Origin of the sequence: Synechococcus sp. R50.1 (assembly GCF_047462115.1) — a bacterium.
In the GTDB taxonomy this organism is placed as follows: Bacteria; Cyanobacteriota; Cyanobacteriia; order Thermostichales; family Thermostichaceae; genus Thermostichus.
Map to the genome: position 1 here is coordinate 19,809 of NZ_JANSIN010000008.1, position 14,692 is coordinate 34,500.

The window sequence follows — 14,692 nt, forward strand, 5'->3', positions numbered from 1 at the left end:
CAGACAAGCCCCCCTAAACCACAGAGCCTGTGGCTGCAAAGCGCTGCAGTGAAAACTTTTTTGCCCTCAACCCAGAGAACTCTGCGATTCCCTCTGCCTTGTACTGAAGGCAGTTGTTCTCCGCGATGTCAGCGCGTGGGGCGCGTCTGTAGAAATTACTCAACTCCTGGAAACTCGGATGCGTGGGATCCAAGCTTTTTGGCCCAGACTTTAACTGGAAGCGCTGGTGTAGAAGCGCAGGGCAAAGCGCCAGAAGAGATGGGATCCCCACAACAGCCCTGCCGCCAGCAGAGCGGATCCCAGCAGCCACGGCCATTGGGCTCGCCCCAGCAGGGTCTCCGCCGGGATGGTGGTCAGGAAAGCCACCGGCACGACGAAGGTGAAAAACACGCGGTAGGCCACCGGATAGGCCACTATCGGAAATCGTCCTGCCTCTACTAGGCCCCGCAGCACCTCGGTGACGTTGTAGATTTTGACAAACCAAATGCTGGTGGCTCCCAACATAAACCAGAGGCTGTAGAGGATGATCAGCCCCAGCAGCAGAGGCAGCAGCCCCAGAGCATAGGCCCAAGCAGGCAAATGGAGCTGGATCCCGGCATGGAGAATGAGCAGTAGGCCAAAACCCACATCCGTCAAGCCCCAGGGGGAAAACACCCTGGCCGACAGCCAAAACTGGCTGCTTATTGGCTTTAGCAAAACAAAATCCAAGGTGCCTTCCTGCACCTGCTGCACAATGCGATTGAGGTTGACGTTAAAGAGACTGGCCGACACCCCCTGCAGAATGGTGAACACCCCCAACACGATGAGGGCTTCCGGCCAACTCCAACCGCCCAGCCGGTGCCCCTGCTGGTAAAACAACGACAGCCCAAACAGAGCCGATCCCAACCCACCCAAACTGCTGAGGCTGGCAAAGAAAAAATTGGCACGGTACTCCATTTCTGCCGCGATTGAGGTGCTCCAAAACAGCCACAATATCCGCAAATAGCGCAGCACCTTGGTTTTCTCCAATCTCAGCTTTTATCCCACTTGCGGTAACAGCGGGCGGTAATGAAATAGGGGTGAAACACCTCCAAAAAACAGCTTTGCAGCACCTGAAAGAATTGCTCTACCTTTTGCGGGTCGTCCAGGTGAAAAGGAAACTCGCCGTTAAACCCCTTGAAAAAGTACCAGTTGATCAAAAGCTTACCTGACGGCTTGAGCCAGTCGTAAAACTGCCGCAACTGCGCTGCCGGATCCGCCAGATGTTCCACCACATCGAAGCAGATGACCGTGTCAAAAAAGATCTCTTCTGGGAAGTTTTCTGGACAGTGGATGCGCTCGGTTAAGCCCAGCTTTTCCGCCCGCCATTGCACAAACTGCCGATGGATGGGGTTGATATCCCAGAAGATCACCTGATCCACCGCTGCGCAGAGGGCCGCCCCGATAGCATGGGTGCCGATGCCGCCGCCAAAATCCAACACCAACCCGCGGGCATGATCCGCCACCAGGCGTAAGGTATCGCCGATGTAGTCGGTGCTGCTCAGGTGCCAAGCAGCCAAGTCCAGCAAATAGGCGGATCCCACCTGATCCCGATAAAACGCATCTGCCCGATCCCAGCCAAAGTCTCGCCGGCCCAACTCCGCCAATTCTTGCTGCCCTGCCCGCAGTTTCTCCCGCAGATCGGCAGCCGCAAGGCCCAGGAAGGATCCCAGATGGTCTTCTAGGTCAAAGGCATTTTGCCAGTAGCCGCTCAGCGCAGGTGGAATGGGGGGCACAGCAATCAGAGCTCGATCATCTGCTGAATTCGGGGCAGGGAATCAGGCGGCGGTAAAGTCGCCGTTTTTTTTCGGGATCTCTTCCGAGGTTTTCTTCTGGGATCCCAGCAGGGCCCTGTGGTCGCCGGGGGATAAAGGCTTTAACAGACCGGCCAGGGTTTCGGGAGTGAGGCGGTCGGTGCTCTCCACAATTGCCGTCACATTCGGGCCAAAGCCTATCTTATCCAACAACTCAAGGCGATGGGACAAAACCCGTTTCCCATTGACGAATAGGCCGTTGGTGCTGCGGCCAGATCCAGAGCCGCCATCGAACACCACATAGCCATATCCAACCCGGTTCTCATCGGGAATGCGGATGATCAACGCATGCTTGCGAGAGACGCAAGGGTCGTAAAGGCGAATGTGGTTGTTCACTGCCCGGCCTACCGAGTAGTAAATGTTGTCCAGGACAACACCGCGCCGACCCATCTGATCGGTGAAGATCAAGACCAGGTGAGCAGGGTTGGGTTGGGCAGCAGAAGCGTTCATGCTATGGGTGCGCTCGGCGTGGTTGAGGTGTTGGAAACGGCAGCCCAAGGACGGCCAGGCAACGAAGCTGCAGTTAACCCCAGAATGAGGACTTCCCCCTCTTATCGCCCGCCATCGGCTCAAATCATACACCACCATCTTATTTGACATTCTCCCCCGCCTGAAGCCGGGGGATTCTTTCTCAGGTTGCAGAATGACTCCTGCTTACTGAGCTACACCGGGTATGGGGTCGAAACCTCAACCCGATGGGGGATGCCATCACCCCAACTACTGGGACATCAAACTGCCCCAGATACTTTCGTCTCAGATTTACCGACCCTACGCCGTCGCGGTGAAACCGAAAGCCACAAGCCCGGCAATGATACTCCCTACCCCTGGGCTTGTGGAGCATGTGGCAACGCGGGCACTTCTGCGAGGTGTACCGTTCCTCTTGCAACACCACCCACATCCCCAACTTCTCTGCCTTGTAGGTGAGCAGCCGCCGCACCTGTCCCGACAGCATTTGGTGGATTTTCTGGTTCGCTACCTTGTTGTACTGGGCCGACCGCCGGATATCCCGGATGTCCCCAATCACAACCGTCTGCACGCCTCGCCTGTGGAGCGTGGAGACAAGCCTGGTCGTTTGCTTGTGTAAAACGTCCGTAATCTGTCTACGCAGCCTAGCTAACTGACGCTGCTTGGAACGAACTAACCGCTTCCAGCGCCGCGAGCCTCTCTTCTTGCGAGCCATTAGCCTGGAGAGCTTGCCCTTCAGCTTGTTCTGGTAACGCCTTTGGGAACGCAGTAACCGCCCGTTAGCTATATAAATTAGCTATATAAAGTTGCCCGACCGTCGTGAGCAGTAGCTAAATGCACTTCCCCTAAATCGACACCTGCTACTTCCCCAGCCTTTGCCGTTACTTCCCCTTCCGGCCTACTTAACTCGTAGCAGGCCCGCAACTCGTACTGCTTGCCGTCCCAGCCGATTTCTACCTGCACCGGTGTATCCCATGCCCAAGGAATAACCACAGGCGGGTTGGTCTTGCCGTTGGAAAGAACTAACTTCCCACCCCGAACCCTAATGGCAGAGGACTTCCAGATGACCTTGAAGTAGCGCCGCCGTCTTTTGGGGGGCTTGGCGTTGGGATCCGTTTTACGACGCTTGTACCAAGACTTCAGAGAAGCAAAGAAACTTTGTACCACTGCATCGGCACTATGGGCGTGAAGTTCGTTTCCACTACTGTTGGGAAACCAGCGCATCAAACTCGAGGGCTTTAACCACAAGCCTTTCTTGCGTGCCACTCGCCAAAAGAAAACCAAGGTCTTGGAGTATAGCTCGCCCGCGGCTAAAGCCAGATGCTGCAGTTGCTCTGAAAACCCCAACTTTAGCTTCCGAGCAAAATACATCGGAAACCCTACTCGTGCTAGCCGGATTTTAGCAAAAAGCCGCCCTACTCGCGTCAGCGGGCCGTAGGCCCTAGGGCGGGGCTTGAACCCAGTTTTTTGGTCAACTTATACCGACAGCGTCCTCTACTTCCCCTGCCTCTCAAGGGCAGAAAGGCCCAAAAGATGGGCGCGTTGCAAAAATGACAACTGATCCAGAACAAGCTGGTCTGGTTTTTACAGTCAATTCAGTTGAGGGTGAGACGGCATTACAGGTGAGATGGCATGGACGCAGACCTCAAATCGCAAAAGGCTTTCTTGGAGCTAGCCTGCAAGGAAGGCTAGGATCCTTATACTATGGGGGTAATGATCTCCAGCCGCTCCTTTAACCGCACCGTGCCAGCATGTATACCATTTCCGACTTTGACCGCCTGATCCAGTTTCTCCCGGTGGAGATCCGCCCTGAAGTGCAGATCGAGATCGGCACCCCCGACCAGTCTCGGATTGTGCAGCCGCTGTGGCGCTTTCCCTGGCAGAAATACTCTCGCTTCGCCATTGACCTCAGCCGTTGGCAGAAGCTGAGCCCTGACCAGCAGAAGATCTACTTCCTGCGAGAAGCGGTGATGGCCACAGAGCTGGCTTTGGGGGATAACTGGTCGGCGTTGTTGCTGTATCCCGCCTTGATCGGGGCCGGCAGCATGGGCATTTTGGTGGAGCTGCAGATGGGAGACAACCTCGGTGTTGGCCTAGCAGCCGGGTTGGCCGCTTCGGCGGTGTTTCTGTTGCGCAAAGCGGAAAAGGGGCAAAAAGCACAAGTTGCAGCCGATGAATTTGCCGTGCGCTACGCCTCGCAAAACGGCTACAGCTCCGAGCAGGCCGCTGCCATCCTGCTGAGTGCGTTGCAACAGGTGGCCATGCTGGAAGATCGCGTTAAAAATGACTACGACACCACCATGCGCCGCCGCAACCTGGAGTTTTTGGCGCAGCGGGGCCTGGGATCTGGCACTCTAACCATCAACCCCAAGTACCGCAACAAAGGCCAGAGCTCCAACCCCAATCCTTACCAAAACCCCTTCCAGCGCTGAGTCTTCAAGGCATGCGCAGTTCCCCTTCTACTTCTAGGCGGGTGTAGGGGCCGACGTTGAGGAAGCGCTCCCCCAGCATCTCGGCGGCGGCAGGTTGGATCCAGCCCATGCGCTGCAGCAGGTGCAAAGCCAAAGCATATTTGGCCCGGGCAGCTCCATCCTGAACCTTGATGGCCAGGCCCATGCCTTCCCCTACCCGGCCAATGCATTGGATCCCTTCAGCACCCGATTTGCTCACCAGATCCCCTTGAGTAGCCCGCATCAACTCCGTGTCGAAACACCCCTGTCCAGCCACCATCTCCGGGTGATGGGTCATGGCCCGTGCTACCGATTCCAAGTCGGGCCGCTCGCCAGCAGTCAGTTGGGCGAATAGGGAGGCCAGGTGATTCAGTTGCAGTTGGTAGGTGGGCACCCCACAGTCATCCCGCGCAAACAAAAACTCCTCCGAGGGCATTTGCAGCAAATCCGCCAACTTGGCCCGCACCAGCGCTTGCACCGGATGCTGCCGCTGGGCGTAGTCCGACAAGGTCCAGTTTTGGGCGCGGCTGGCCACGAGCATGCCAGCATGTTTGCCGGAGCAGTTGTGGCACAGGGGGCTGGGCTTGCCGGGTGGGGTGGGGCAGACCAGCAAATCGGGAGATAGATCGGCCCGCCACAGTATGCTGAACACCTGCCGCGCATGAGCCGTGGTGCCCTGATGGGATCCGCACATGATGGCAATATCTTTCTCAGTGAGGCGGTAGCGCTCGCGGATGCCGGTGGAGAGCATGGCCAGCGCTTGGAAAGGCTTGAGGGCAGAACGGGCAAAGACGGGGGTGGTGCTGTTGCCGGCCATGGCCAGAGAACGCCCGCGGCTATCGGCCACGACAGCTTGGCAATGATGGATAGATTCGGTCAACCCCTCCCGCAAGACATGGATTAAGAGTTCGGGGGCGGTGGAACGATTCTCAAATGACATGAAAACCTGGGAAAGGGCTGACGAAGCTGGGAAAGAGGGTGTGTACTCTTCAAATCATACGCGCAGATCCTACACGAGAAGTTGGCGGGATCCCCTAAAGTGGCAAAATAGAGCCGTTCCGCTGGGATCCCTGACCTCTGCCATGTCCTCCAATCCCCTGGTGTTTTTGGTCTGTCACGGCAGCCGGGATCCCGATTATCAGCAGGCTTTGGCAGATTTGTTGGCCCGGGTGCAGCAGCAGCTGGCTCCCCAGCCGGTGGAGCTGGCCCAGTTGGAAGGTCAGCCTCTCACCCTGGCCGAACAGATTCAAGGACGGCTGGCAGCTTGGCTGGGCGCAGGCCGATCTCCCAATCAGGTGGTGCTGCTGTCGCTGTTTATGGGCGAGGGATCCCATGTGGAAGAGGATTTACCGGCTGCGGTGAAGCAGGTTCAAGCTCGCTGGCCGCGCCTGCCCATCCGGTTAACACCCCCCATTGGCCAGCACCCGGCCCTCCTGGATCTGTTGGTGGCTCGCATTCTGGCTCCACAGCCCTCTTGCTTTGCAACGCTCAGGCAATCCGGCGAACGGGCAGATGCCTGGATTGTGCTTGGCCATGGCAGCCGTCTGCCGGGGTTTGCCGCCCAGCTCCAAGCCGGGATCCAAACTGTGCAACGGCGCTTGCCCGAGATCCCCTTGCATGTGGCTTTTGCTGCCCAGTCCCCCACCTTAGAAGCGGTCGTGATCCATTGCTTGCGCCTTAGCCAGTGCCGTCTACGGGTGCTGCCGTTTTTTCTCTTTCCAGGCGGTCTGCTGCGCGCCCTACAAGAACAGGCTCAGCGATTACAGCGGGAATGGCCTCTGCTCCAAATCCAGGTGGAGCCGCCCCTCTGGCGGGATCCTCAACTGATGCAGGCCATTGTGGAGACACTCCAGGCTTTTAGCCCGGCGCTGGAATAGCCGAATCTTTCCCATTCCCTCAAAATGGATATTTCCAACAGCAATGACGCGACCAGGACTTGAGATGGGCAAAGTGTATTTGGTGGGGGCAGGGCCTGGGGATCCAGGGCTGCTGACGGTGAAGGGAAAGGCGCTACTCGCCCACGCGGATGTGGTCATCTACGATGCTCTGGTGGGATCCTCCATCCTGGAGCTGATCCCGCCGACGGCAGAACGGATCTATGCTGGCAAACACTGCGGCGCTCACACCTTGCCCCAGGAGCAGATCACAGCCTTGCTGATGGAGAAAGCTCGGACGGCAGCCGTGGTGGTGCGGCTCAAAGGGGGGGATCCCTTCATCTTTGGGCGAGGCGGCGAGGAGATGTTGGCTCTGGTGCAGGCCGGGATCCCAGTGGAGGTGGTGCCGGGAATTACGGCGGGCATTGCCGCCAGCGCCTATGCCGGGATCCCTCTCACCCATCGCGACCTCAGCTCCTCAGTTGCTTTTGTTACCGGACATGAGGCGGCAGGGAAATACCGCCCTCAGGTCAATTGGCGGGCTTTGGCCGGGGCGGTGGAAACCCTGGTGATCTACATGGGCATGCACAACCTCAGCCACATTGCCGCTGAATTGTTGGCCGGAGGGAAAGCTCCCGACACCCCGGTTGCCCTGATCCGCTGGGGCACCACCCCTGAGCAAGAGATTCATCTGCTCCGCCTGCAGACTCTGGCTGGGCAGCCCTCGCCCGTAGCACCGCCTTCAATTGTTGTGGTGGGAGCGGTGGTCAGCCTGGCCAGCTTGTTGCCCACTTTGCGTCCGCCAGTCTCGTATTGCTCCGCAGCGCTTGCGCAACCGGAATCTCCATGAACGCCTTCTTTCGCAAGTTGGGTGCCCTCTTCTCCGCCTACTACGCCTACATGCTGGAGTACCGGGCCGAGCTGATCCTGTGGGTGTTGGCCGGATCCCTGCCCCTGATCATGATGGGGGTGTGGAGCGAGGCAGCCCGCTCAGGAGACTTCTCGCTGTCTGCTCTGGAGTTCATCCGCTACTTTCTGGCGGTGTTCCTGGTGCGCCAGTTCACCATCGTCTGGGTCATCTGGGACTTTGAGCGAGAGGTGGTCGAAGGCAAATTATCTCCTCGCCTGTTGCAGCCTCTGGATCCCGCTTGGCACCATGTGGCCAGCCACCTGATGGAGCGCTTGGCCCGTCTCCCCTTTACCCTGGTTTTAATCGCCCTTTTCTTCGTCCTCTACCCCCGTGCCTTTTGGATCCCCTCTTGGGCCCAGGCGGGGCTGGGATCCCTGGCCATTCTCCTGGCTTTTGCCCTGCGCTTTCTCATGCAGTACACCCTGGCGCTGCTGGCCTTTTGGGTGGAACGGGTGACGGCCTTGGAGCAGTTCCATTTTTTGGTGTACTTGTTTTTCTCGGGGGTGATCGCTCCTCTGGAGGTGTTCCCACCCCCCGTGCGCCAGGTCTTGGCCTGGACACCCTTCCCCTACCTGGTGCACTTTCCCGCCAGCCTCTGGGCAGGGATCCCGGTGGACATTCTGCGCGGTTTTGGCCTGGGCCTGGCCTGGACGGGCCTGCTCTGGCTGGCTAACCGCTGGTTGTGGCGCAAAGGCTTGCAACAGTACTCGGGAATGGGAGCTTAGAGGGCCAGGTTCAGTCCCTCATTTCACAGCTACCGTAGTCTTCAGCTTTCAACCAGGCCACCCTTGAAACCACTATTATGGGTCAAGGCACCCCAGCCAAATGACGAATCCTGTCCGTCTCCCTAAAATAGCGACAGATAACGGGTAATAGCGCTTTACCCTTTTCCTTGACAGCCTCCTCGGGTTCTCATGAAGCGTGTACTGGTCGTAGATGACGATCCCCTCTCCCTGAAGGTGCTGAGCCGCCACCTGACTCAGCATGGCTATCGGGTTTCTACAGGCGCTTCGGGTGTGGAAGGATTGCGCCTGTTTGCCCAAGAGCAGCCGGATGTGGTGGTTTCAGATGTGGTGATGCCGGAAATGGACGGCTTCGAGTTTTGCCGACAACTGCGCCAACAGCGCGGCGGCGAGCTCGTCCCCTTCATTTTTCTCTCTTCGCGGGGAGAGATCGATGACCGGGTTCAGGGCTACGAGCGGGGGGCGGATGACTACATCATCAAGCCCTTTGAACCCCTGGAGTTGGTGGCCAAAATCGAGGCCCAGATTGAACGCTCCCGCCGCACCCAATCGGAAATTTTGCGGCTAATCCAACAGCAGTCCCAGCCAAAACCCGAAGCGGACCCCCGCCCCACCCCACCCGAATTGCCTCTGACCCCTGCTGAGGAGCGGGTCTTTCGGGAAGTCATTCGCGGCTTCACCAACAAGCAAATCGGCGAGAAGCTGTTCATCAGCCCGCGCACTGTGCAAACTCACCTGACCAACATCCTCAGCAAGCTTTCTTTGGAAAATCGCTCGCAACTGGTGCGTTTTGCCTACGAACGGGGCTACACCGCCCAAGAGGAGCCGGGCCAGAAGGGATCCCTTTCAGGCCAGGTGTAGCCTCAAAACAGCACGTGGCGCTTTTCGCACCCGGCAGGGGATCCGCTCCTTGCCCAAGCGGACAAATGCCTCGTAGCGATGGCAGCCGGAGAACCCATAATACTCCCCTTCCACTTCCAAAACCTCAATGGGCTCCTGTAGGCCGACTGCTTCAATGGAAGCCATCAGCGCCTGCACCTTATCCGGATCCGTTTGCCGCGGCAAAGGGCGGCGAATTTGGGCAAGGGGAATCTCGCGAATCTGCGCCATGTTGAACTTTCTCCCTAAGCAAGCTACTTAATCATACTCGTTATGACTTTGCTCTATCAAGACTGGCAGAGGGGATGGATTCTCAGGCCAGAGCATGGCAGGATAACACCATTCCTCACTGCTCTCTCCCTCAGTAGCCAACCCAGCCATGTGGCAACTCCTCAAAGCCTTATGGGGAAAGATCGCCGGCCAAGCCCCCCCTGCACCCCCCGCTGCCGCGCCACGACCACCCCTTGACAAGAGGCTGGTTCAGCAGCCCTCTCCCCGGAATGTCCCTGCTGCAGAGGCCGCCCGCAAAGAAGAAGCCCCTGAGCCCACACCAGAACATCCCACCCCAAAAGTTGCAGCAGCCCAACGGGGTGAGGAACCTGTGGTGTTGCTCCCTTCTCAGGAGAAATCCCCAGACTCTGTGGCAGTAGAATCCCCCATCGGCCCGGCTCAACCCACCTCTACCGCCAAAAGCATCAGCAGCTTCTGGGCCATGACCGACACTGGATCCCGGATTTCCTGCATTGCTGCCACCACCGACAGTGGCCGTGCGGTCAGCTCCATTGCGACTGCTAGGCTCCGCCAACCGGAATAGCGACCGGGATCCCTCTGGCTCCAGAAAAAACTTCAGGGCAAGTCAGGAATAACTCCTATCCATTTCCACCCGCTACTGCAGGGATCCCCAGGGGGCATTAGGCCGATAATGGACAGGTAGCGTTGGGGGTTCCAAGCATGCTGGAGATGATCTTTAACGGGGCCAACTGGTTTGCTTTGCCCTTTTGGGCAATGATGATTCTGTTGCCGGGTTGGAAGGTAACCCGCAAAGTGATGGAATCGCTTTTGCCCATCGCTATTTTGGCGGCGGTTTATTTGTATCTTTTGGTCACCGGGTTCAACGCGGATGTTCTCAAGGAATTTTCCGACCCTCAACTGTCTCTGACCAGCTTAACTGGCCTATTCAGTCAACCCTCTGTTATGGCGACGGGATGGGTCCACTACATCGTCATGGATTTGTTTGTGGGCCGCTGGATCTTCTTGGAAGGGTGGGATAAGCGAGTATGGACAACCCATTCTCTGATTTTGTGCTTGTTTGCTGGGCCTGTGGGTCTGCTCTCCCATTTGCTTACGGTGGCAATTGTACAGACGACTCGCCAGAACCGGCCCAGTGCTCCTCAACCTGACAAAGGCACAGAAGTACCGCAAGAATCCATCTAGCCCCTGCTTGGCTTTATGGCTCTTTCCGATGCACAGGGTGCAAAATGAGCAGCGTGGGATCATCCTCGACCTCAACGTTGCTGCCACGCAGCTCCCCAGCGCTACGTACTCGCCAGCACACAGGGTGGTTCCCGAGTGCCTTTAGGTGCCGTTGTAAACAACAACCACAAAACCCACTGAGGTCGGATCCAACCGTCAGGCTGTCGGGTTTAGGGCCTACAGCCCGTTTACGCGAACAATGCGCCCTGTGCTGCTGTGGGCGAGAGCGGCTGACTACCCTGGCACTGCAGGCAGCGTAGCACAAAGCCGCTTTAAAGGGCGGGGCTTCAAACCCAGTTTTTCGGTAACCGAATTCTTGTATTCTGAAACCCTGACATACTCCCCGCCCTACTGGCTTGCTTCCGCGCAGCGATGGGACGGGGCCTCAAGCTCAGTCTTCGGGTAAACAGGAGTGCAAACCTCTCATGACTGCTACCTTTGTTCACACACCCTTGGCGCAAACTGTTCTGCCTCGCCCTTCCCGAACTCGGGATCTCCTGCTGGTTCTGGGGGGAAGTTTGTTCGTAGCTGCCTTGGCTCAGGTGCGGATCCCTCTGCCCTTCACGCCGGTACCGATTACCGGGCAAACCTTTGGAGTAATGCTGGTGGGGGCAGGCTTTGGGGCACGGCTGGGCTTTCTCACGTTGCTGGTCTACCTGCTGGAAGGGATCCTGGGATTGCCCTTCTTCAGCGGTGGCAGATCCGGGCTTGGCCACTTGGCCGGGGCGACGGGGGGCTACCTGTTGGCTTTTCCCCTGGCTGCAGGGCTGATGGGTTGGTTGGTGGAGCGCTGGGGCGTGGATCGCAACCCCTGGAAGATGGCGCTGGCGATGTTGTCCTGCTCGGCTCTGATTTTTTTGCTAGGAGCCACTTGGCTAGGGGTGTGGCTGAACCAGAATGTTGAGCCCACCTCGATCTTGGCCGTCCTCAACAAGGGGGTCTTCCCTTTTATTCCAGGAGACTTGGTGAAGTGCGGACTGGCGGCAGTGCTGCTGCCCACCATCTGGCGCTGGGTGGGTCGGGAAAGGCCACCGGCTGACTCGTAACCCACTGGGCAAGAGCAGCAACTCTAAAGACCGCTCCGGCAAAACAGAAGGGGCTCGGGATTAGCCTCGGGCCGAAAAATCTAAAAAAAAGATAACAGCTCCGAGGATTTGGCCTTTTTTCTGAGATTCTAAAAACTGTGCTCAATGCGATGTTCAATACGGCCTATTCATGGAGCTTTTCTTTATATTGCTCTAGAGTTTTATAAGTCGCTGACTGGTCGCGGCAGAGCCCCCTTGTGGGGCTTTTTATTTTCTATCTGCCGACCGGAAAAAGTTGAACTCAACCTACTATGGTCATTCCAAGCTATAATTTGATCCCTATAGACTCCCTAAATAGACGGGAACCCCGTCAGGCAACAGACGCGCCGGATCCCAGAAACATCCCGGTGGGTAGTCATTCAGCCCTTGACGGGCACCTTCTTTTCCAGCCACTGAGCCACTTGATCTGCCAGGTCAACTCCTTCCAACTGACAGAGTTCTCGCAGCATTGTTGGGCTGGTCACGTTCACTTCGGTTAGTCGTTCCCCGATAACATCAATCCCGACAAAATACAGCTTCTCCTGCCTGAGCACCGGCGCCAAAGCCCCGCAGAGAGCCCGTTCTTTTTCGGTAATCTTGGTTTTTTCCACTCGACCGCCGGCAGCAACATTGCCTCGAAAATCGCCCTCTCCAGGGATCCGATTGACGGCACCCAAAGGCTCTCCTTCCAGCAGCAAAATGCGTTTGTCTCCTGCCGCCGCCTGTGGCAAATACTCCTGCACCATCACAGGCAGCCGACCAAATTGGGTGCTCATTTCAATCAACGAGTTGAGGTTTGGATCCCCGGCATTGACCCTCAGGATCCCTTCCCCACCTTTGCCACCCAAAGGCTTGAGCACCGCCTGTCCTTCCTGTTCGACGAACTGACGCAGCAGGCGTTTGTTGCTGCTGACGCGGGTACGCGGGATCCACTCTTGAAATTGCAGGGCATAGAGCTTTTCGTTGGCCGAGCGGATCCCGGCAGGATGATTGAGCACCAGCGTGCGGCTGGGGGAGAGACGATCCAAAAGGTAAGTGGCATAGAGATAGGCCGTATCCACCGGCGGATCCTTGCGCATCCACACCGCCTGCATTTGGCTCAGGGGCAGCAGTTGCCGGTCTTTGACCTCATACCAGGGATCCGCCTTCAGATCCAACCGGATTTCCTCAAGGGATCCCCACGTTTCCCCTTGATCCCAGTAGAGATCCGCCAGGCCCAGGCAGAAAATGCGGTGCCCCCGTTTCTGCAGAGCTTCCATCAGGGCAATGCTGGTGTCATGGCCCACCTGCAACTGAGGCAATGGATCGACAATAAAAGCTACCTGCATGGGAGGTGTGGTTCACTGACGAAAGGCTGCCCCGAGTATGCAACAAATCGGAGCCGATTGTGCTCTGCTGGCAGGCTGTTTCCACAAGAGAAGACCCCCTCTGGAAAGCTCGATGCAGAGTTGTCTTCTTAATATCCTCTTAACCTCGACAGGCGACGCAAACGTTAGCTTGATAGGTGGAATCCCCAGTTGGCCCTCAGTTCTCGGCTGGGTTGACCGGATTTCTGGCCTAACCTGTGAGGAATGCTCCATCTGTGAGTGCTCCCCCTTCTCAACCCTCAGAGCCGGTTCGCATTGAAACCACGCGGGACTTGCTGGAAGCCTTGCGTGAGGGGCGCTCCCTGGTGGGTGCCAACCTGGAGAATGCCTACCTCTCGCGGGGCCTGTTCGACCGCATTCAGATGCCCAAATCCAATTTGACGCGGGCTAACCTGCGCTCGATCAGCCTGCAGCAAGCCGACCTACGTCTGTGCAACTTTCGCCGCGCTGAGCTAGAGCGGGCCAATTTTACCGCCTCAGATCTACGGGGATCCAGCTTTAGCCAGGCTCTGGGGGACTACAGCAACTTTACCGCCGCCAAACTGGACAAAAGCAGCTTTCAGGGGGGCCGTTTCAGCCATTCCATCTTTCGCGAAGCCAGCTTGGTGGCTGCTAATCTGGCGGAGGGGAACTTTTTTGCCGCCGACTTCCGCCAGGCCAACCTATCTCGCTGCAACCTCTCCCAGGCTGCCTTGGTGAGTTGCCAGCTTCAGTTTGCCAACCTGGAACAGGCCATTTTGGTGGGGGCCAACCTACGGGACGCTCAGATTGAAAACACGCTCTTCAGTGGAGCCGATTTTACCGATGCCAAGCTCTCCGATGAGACGCGCAAGCTCTTAATCGAGCGGGCCAGCGGCACCAACGAGCTTACCCAACGGGATACCCTCAACACCTTGCTGGCGGGATTGCAACCCAAGTCCCGTAAGCTTTTTGGCTTGCTGTGAGGTTGGAGCTGTCAGACACAACTGGGCTGAGGAGAAAGCTCAAAACCGGCTGAGGTCGATCCCGGCTTCCCGGGCCATGGCTCCTATACCCTTGGCCTTGAGAGTCTTCAAGGCTTTGGTGGAAAGGCGCAGACGAACAAACCGCTTACCCTCTTCCCACCAGATGCGCTTCCACTGCAAATTGACTTCCTGCAGGCGCTTGGTGCGCCGGTGGGAGTGGGAGATGGCAAAAGCGTTGTTGCGTTTCTTGTTGGTTAGTTGGCAGCGACGCGCCATGGGATCAAAGCAAACTCAGCCTAGCTATCGTAAGGCATCTTTTTGTTGGGCAGCAAGCTGAAGTTGACTTTGCAACTGGGCTAGCTCTGCCTTCAGTCGGTCAAAGGTTTGTTGGCAGTGGTTAACGCTTTTTAGGGGCAGCTCTTCATTTTTGGCAATGCAGGTCACCTGTACAGAGCCGTCGGCAGCCTGACGGGTGCGATCCACAAACACTTCCACCGTCACCAGTTTGGTGTAGGGATTTTTTCCGGGAGGCTCGCCGGCCACCCAATAATCAAGGCTGTTGTGGAGGACATTGAGTTGGCAGCGCTCCAAAACGGCGCGGATCGACTCACTGAGCTGCTCGGCTGAGCCCACAAGCTGAGTAACGCAAGAGTATCGAGCCATAGGAGGAGCCAGTCACCACGGTTATCCT

At 57.4% G+C, this 14,692-nt stretch carries 18 protein-coding genes; 8 read left to right on the forward strand and 10 right to left on the reverse strand.

What is annotated here, in order from left to right:
- Positions 1-210: 210 nt before the first annotated feature.
- The 5 genes from NW870_RS03725 to NW870_RS03745 all read right to left on the reverse strand — a co-directional run bounded on the left by NW870_RS03725 (position 211) and on the right by NW870_RS03745 (position 3,668).
- On the reverse strand, positions 211-993 hold the full coding sequence (locus tag NW870_RS03725; protein ID WP_414374015.1) for an ABC transporter permease: 783 nt from the start codon (positions 991-993) through the stop codon (positions 211-213).
- Between the two features lie 17 nt (positions 994-1,010).
- Positions 1,011-1,754 (reverse strand): class I SAM-dependent methyltransferase, encoded by a 744-nt coding sequence (locus NW870_RS03730; protein ID WP_414373974.1) that lies wholly within the window; start codon positions 1,752-1,754, stop codon positions 1,011-1,013.
- A gap of 42 nt (positions 1,755-1,796) precedes the next feature.
- Positions 1,797-2,282, reverse strand: coding sequence for an FHA domain-containing protein (locus NW870_RS03735; protein WP_414373975.1), 486 nt, complete (start codon positions 2,280-2,282; stop codon positions 1,797-1,799).
- Positions 2,283-2,463: 181 nt separating this feature from the next.
- Positions 2,464-3,090: an RNA-guided endonuclease InsQ/TnpB family protein gene (locus tag NW870_RS03740; protein WP_414374017.1), complete on the reverse strand. Its 627-nt coding sequence runs from the start codon at positions 3,088-3,090 to the stop codon at positions 2,464-2,466.
- Positions 3,090-3,668, reverse strand: coding sequence for a hypothetical protein (locus NW870_RS03745; protein WP_414373976.1), 579 nt, complete (start codon positions 3,666-3,668; stop codon positions 3,090-3,092). Before NW870_RS03745 ends, NW870_RS03740 begins: the two co-directional genes overlap by 1 nt.
- A gap of 380 nt (positions 3,669-4,048) precedes the next feature.
- On the opposite strand from NW870_RS03745, the gene NW870_RS03750 reads away from it, so the two are divergent.
- Entirely contained in the window at positions 4,049-4,729 is a 681-nt protein-coding gene (locus NW870_RS03750; RefSeq protein ID WP_414358150.1) for a DUF3318 domain-containing protein, read from the forward strand.
- Between the two features lie 4 nt (positions 4,730-4,733).
- Here the strand turns inward: NW870_RS03750 and NW870_RS03755 are convergent, their stop codons facing one another.
- Positions 4,734-5,687 carry an asparaginase gene (locus NW870_RS03755; protein ID WP_414358152.1) on the reverse strand — a complete coding sequence of 318 codons (954 nt, stop codon included), beginning with the start codon at positions 5,685-5,687 and terminating at the stop codon, positions 4,734-4,736.
- Between the two features lie 142 nt (positions 5,688-5,829).
- Here NW870_RS03755 and NW870_RS03760 point away from each other — a divergent pair, with 142 nt between their 5' ends.
- The 4 genes from NW870_RS03760 (at position 5,830) to NW870_RS03775 (ending at position 9,135) form a co-directional block, all read left to right on the forward strand.
- Positions 5,830-6,624 (forward strand): sirohydrochlorin chelatase, encoded by a 795-nt coding sequence (locus tag NW870_RS03760; protein WP_414373977.1) that lies wholly within the window; start codon positions 5,830-5,832, stop codon positions 6,622-6,624.
- Between the two features lie 64 nt (positions 6,625-6,688).
- The gene (cobA, locus tag NW870_RS03765) at positions 6,689-7,471 is read left to right on the forward strand and encodes a uroporphyrinogen-III C-methyltransferase (protein WP_011432673.1); all 783 of its coding nucleotides are present in this window, start codon (positions 6,689-6,691) and stop codon (positions 7,469-7,471) included.
- Positions 7,468-8,256, forward strand: a complete 789-nt coding sequence (locus NW870_RS03770) for an ABC transporter permease (protein ID WP_011432674.1) — start codon at positions 7,468-7,470, stop codon at positions 8,254-8,256. Before cobA ends, NW870_RS03770 begins: the two co-directional genes overlap by 4 nt.
- 189 nt (positions 8,257-8,445) lie before the next feature.
- The gene (locus NW870_RS03775; protein ID WP_414373979.1) at positions 8,446-9,135 is read left to right on the forward strand and encodes a response regulator transcription factor; all 690 of its coding nucleotides are present in this window, start codon (positions 8,446-8,448) and stop codon (positions 9,133-9,135) included.
- Here NW870_RS03775 and NW870_RS03780 read toward each other — a convergent pair.
- Positions 9,121-9,384 carry a sulfiredoxin gene (locus NW870_RS03780; protein WP_011432677.1) on the reverse strand — a complete coding sequence of 88 codons (264 nt, stop codon included), beginning with the start codon at positions 9,382-9,384 and terminating at the stop codon, positions 9,121-9,123. The two genes, NW870_RS03775 and NW870_RS03780, sit on opposite strands and share 15 nt — an antisense overlap.
- Positions 9,385-10,104: 720 nt before the next feature.
- Here NW870_RS03780 and NW870_RS03785 point away from each other — a divergent pair.
- A complete protein-coding gene (locus tag NW870_RS03785) occupies positions 10,105-10,587 on the forward strand; it encodes an ABA4-like family protein (RefSeq protein ID WP_414373981.1) in 483 nt (160 codons plus the stop codon).
- A 464-nt stretch (positions 10,588-11,051) separates the two neighbouring features.
- Positions 11,052-11,672, forward strand: coding sequence for a biotin transporter BioY (locus NW870_RS03790; protein WP_414373982.1), 621 nt, complete (start codon positions 11,052-11,054; stop codon positions 11,670-11,672).
- A 398-nt stretch (positions 11,673-12,070) separates the two neighbouring features.
- On the opposite strand, the gene gshB is transcribed toward NW870_RS03790, so the two are convergent.
- Entirely contained in the window at positions 12,071-13,018 is a 948-nt protein-coding gene (gshB, locus tag NW870_RS03795) for a glutathione synthase (protein WP_414373984.1), read from the reverse strand.
- 254 nt (positions 13,019-13,272) lie between these two features.
- Between gshB and NW870_RS03800 the strand changes: the two genes are divergently transcribed.
- Complete coding sequence (locus NW870_RS03800; RefSeq protein WP_414328957.1) at positions 13,273-14,001, forward strand: pentapeptide repeat-containing protein; 729 nt, start codon at positions 13,273-13,275, stop codon at positions 13,999-14,001.
- A 39-nt stretch (positions 14,002-14,040) separates the two neighbouring features.
- Here NW870_RS03800 and rpmB read toward each other — a convergent pair whose 3' ends face one another.
- Both rpmB and NW870_RS03810 read right to left on the reverse strand, forming a co-directional pair.
- Positions 14,041-14,277 (reverse strand): 50S ribosomal protein L28, encoded by a 237-nt coding sequence (gene rpmB / locus NW870_RS03805; RefSeq protein ID WP_414373986.1) that lies wholly within the window; start codon positions 14,275-14,277, stop codon positions 14,041-14,043.
- Between the two features lie 24 nt (positions 14,278-14,301).
- Positions 14,302-14,664: a hypothetical protein gene (locus NW870_RS03810; protein ID WP_414328958.1), complete on the reverse strand. Its 363-nt coding sequence runs from the start codon at positions 14,662-14,664 to the stop codon at positions 14,302-14,304.
- Between the last annotated feature and the right edge of the window lie 28 nt (positions 14,665-14,692).

Bases quoted from the DNA above. Each gene is read 5' to 3' on its own strand.
- NW870_RS03735 (WP_414373975.1), bottom strand. From the start codon at position 2,282: ATGAACGCTTCTGCTGCCCAACCCAACCCTGCTCACCTGGTCTTGATC.
- NW870_RS03745 (WP_414373976.1), bottom strand. From the start codon at position 3,668: ATGTATTTTGCTCGGAAGCTAAAGTTGGGGTTTTCAGAGCAACTGCAG.
- NW870_RS03750 (WP_414358150.1), top strand. From the start codon at position 4,049: ATGTATACCATTTCCGACTTTGACCGCCTGATCCAGTTTCTCCCGGTG.
- NW870_RS03755 (WP_414358152.1), bottom strand. From the start codon at position 5,687: ATGTCATTTGAGAATCGTTCCACCGCCCCCGAACTCTTAATCCATGTC.
- NW870_RS03760 (WP_414373977.1), top strand. From the start codon at position 5,830: ATGTCCTCCAATCCCCTGGTGTTTTTGGTCTGTCACGGCAGCCGGGAT.
- cobA (WP_011432673.1), top strand. From the start codon at position 6,689: ATGGGCAAAGTGTATTTGGTGGGGGCAGGGCCTGGGGATCCAGGGCTG.
- NW870_RS03770 (WP_011432674.1), top strand. From the start codon at position 7,468: ATGAACGCCTTCTTTCGCAAGTTGGGTGCCCTCTTCTCCGCCTACTAC.
- NW870_RS03775 (WP_414373979.1), top strand. From the start codon at position 8,446: ATGAAGCGTGTACTGGTCGTAGATGACGATCCCCTCTCCCTGAAGGTG.
- NW870_RS03780 (WP_011432677.1), bottom strand. From the start codon at position 9,384: ATGGCGCAGATTCGCGAGATTCCCCTTGCCCAAATTCGCCGCCCTTTG.
- NW870_RS03785 (WP_414373981.1), top strand. From the start codon at position 10,105: ATGCTGGAGATGATCTTTAACGGGGCCAACTGGTTTGCTTTGCCCTTT.
- NW870_RS03790 (WP_414373982.1), top strand. From the start codon at position 11,052: ATGACTGCTACCTTTGTTCACACACCCTTGGCGCAAACTGTTCTGCCT.
- gshB (WP_414373984.1), bottom strand. From the start codon at position 13,018: ATGCAGGTAGCTTTTATTGTCGATCCATTGCCTCAGTTGCAGGTGGGC.
- rpmB (WP_414373986.1), bottom strand. From the start codon at position 14,277: ATGGCGCGTCGCTGCCAACTAACCAACAAGAAACGCAACAACGCTTTT.
- NW870_RS03810 (WP_414328958.1), bottom strand. From the start codon at position 14,664: ATGGCTCGATACTCTTGCGTTACTCAGCTTGTGGGCTCAGCCGAGCAG.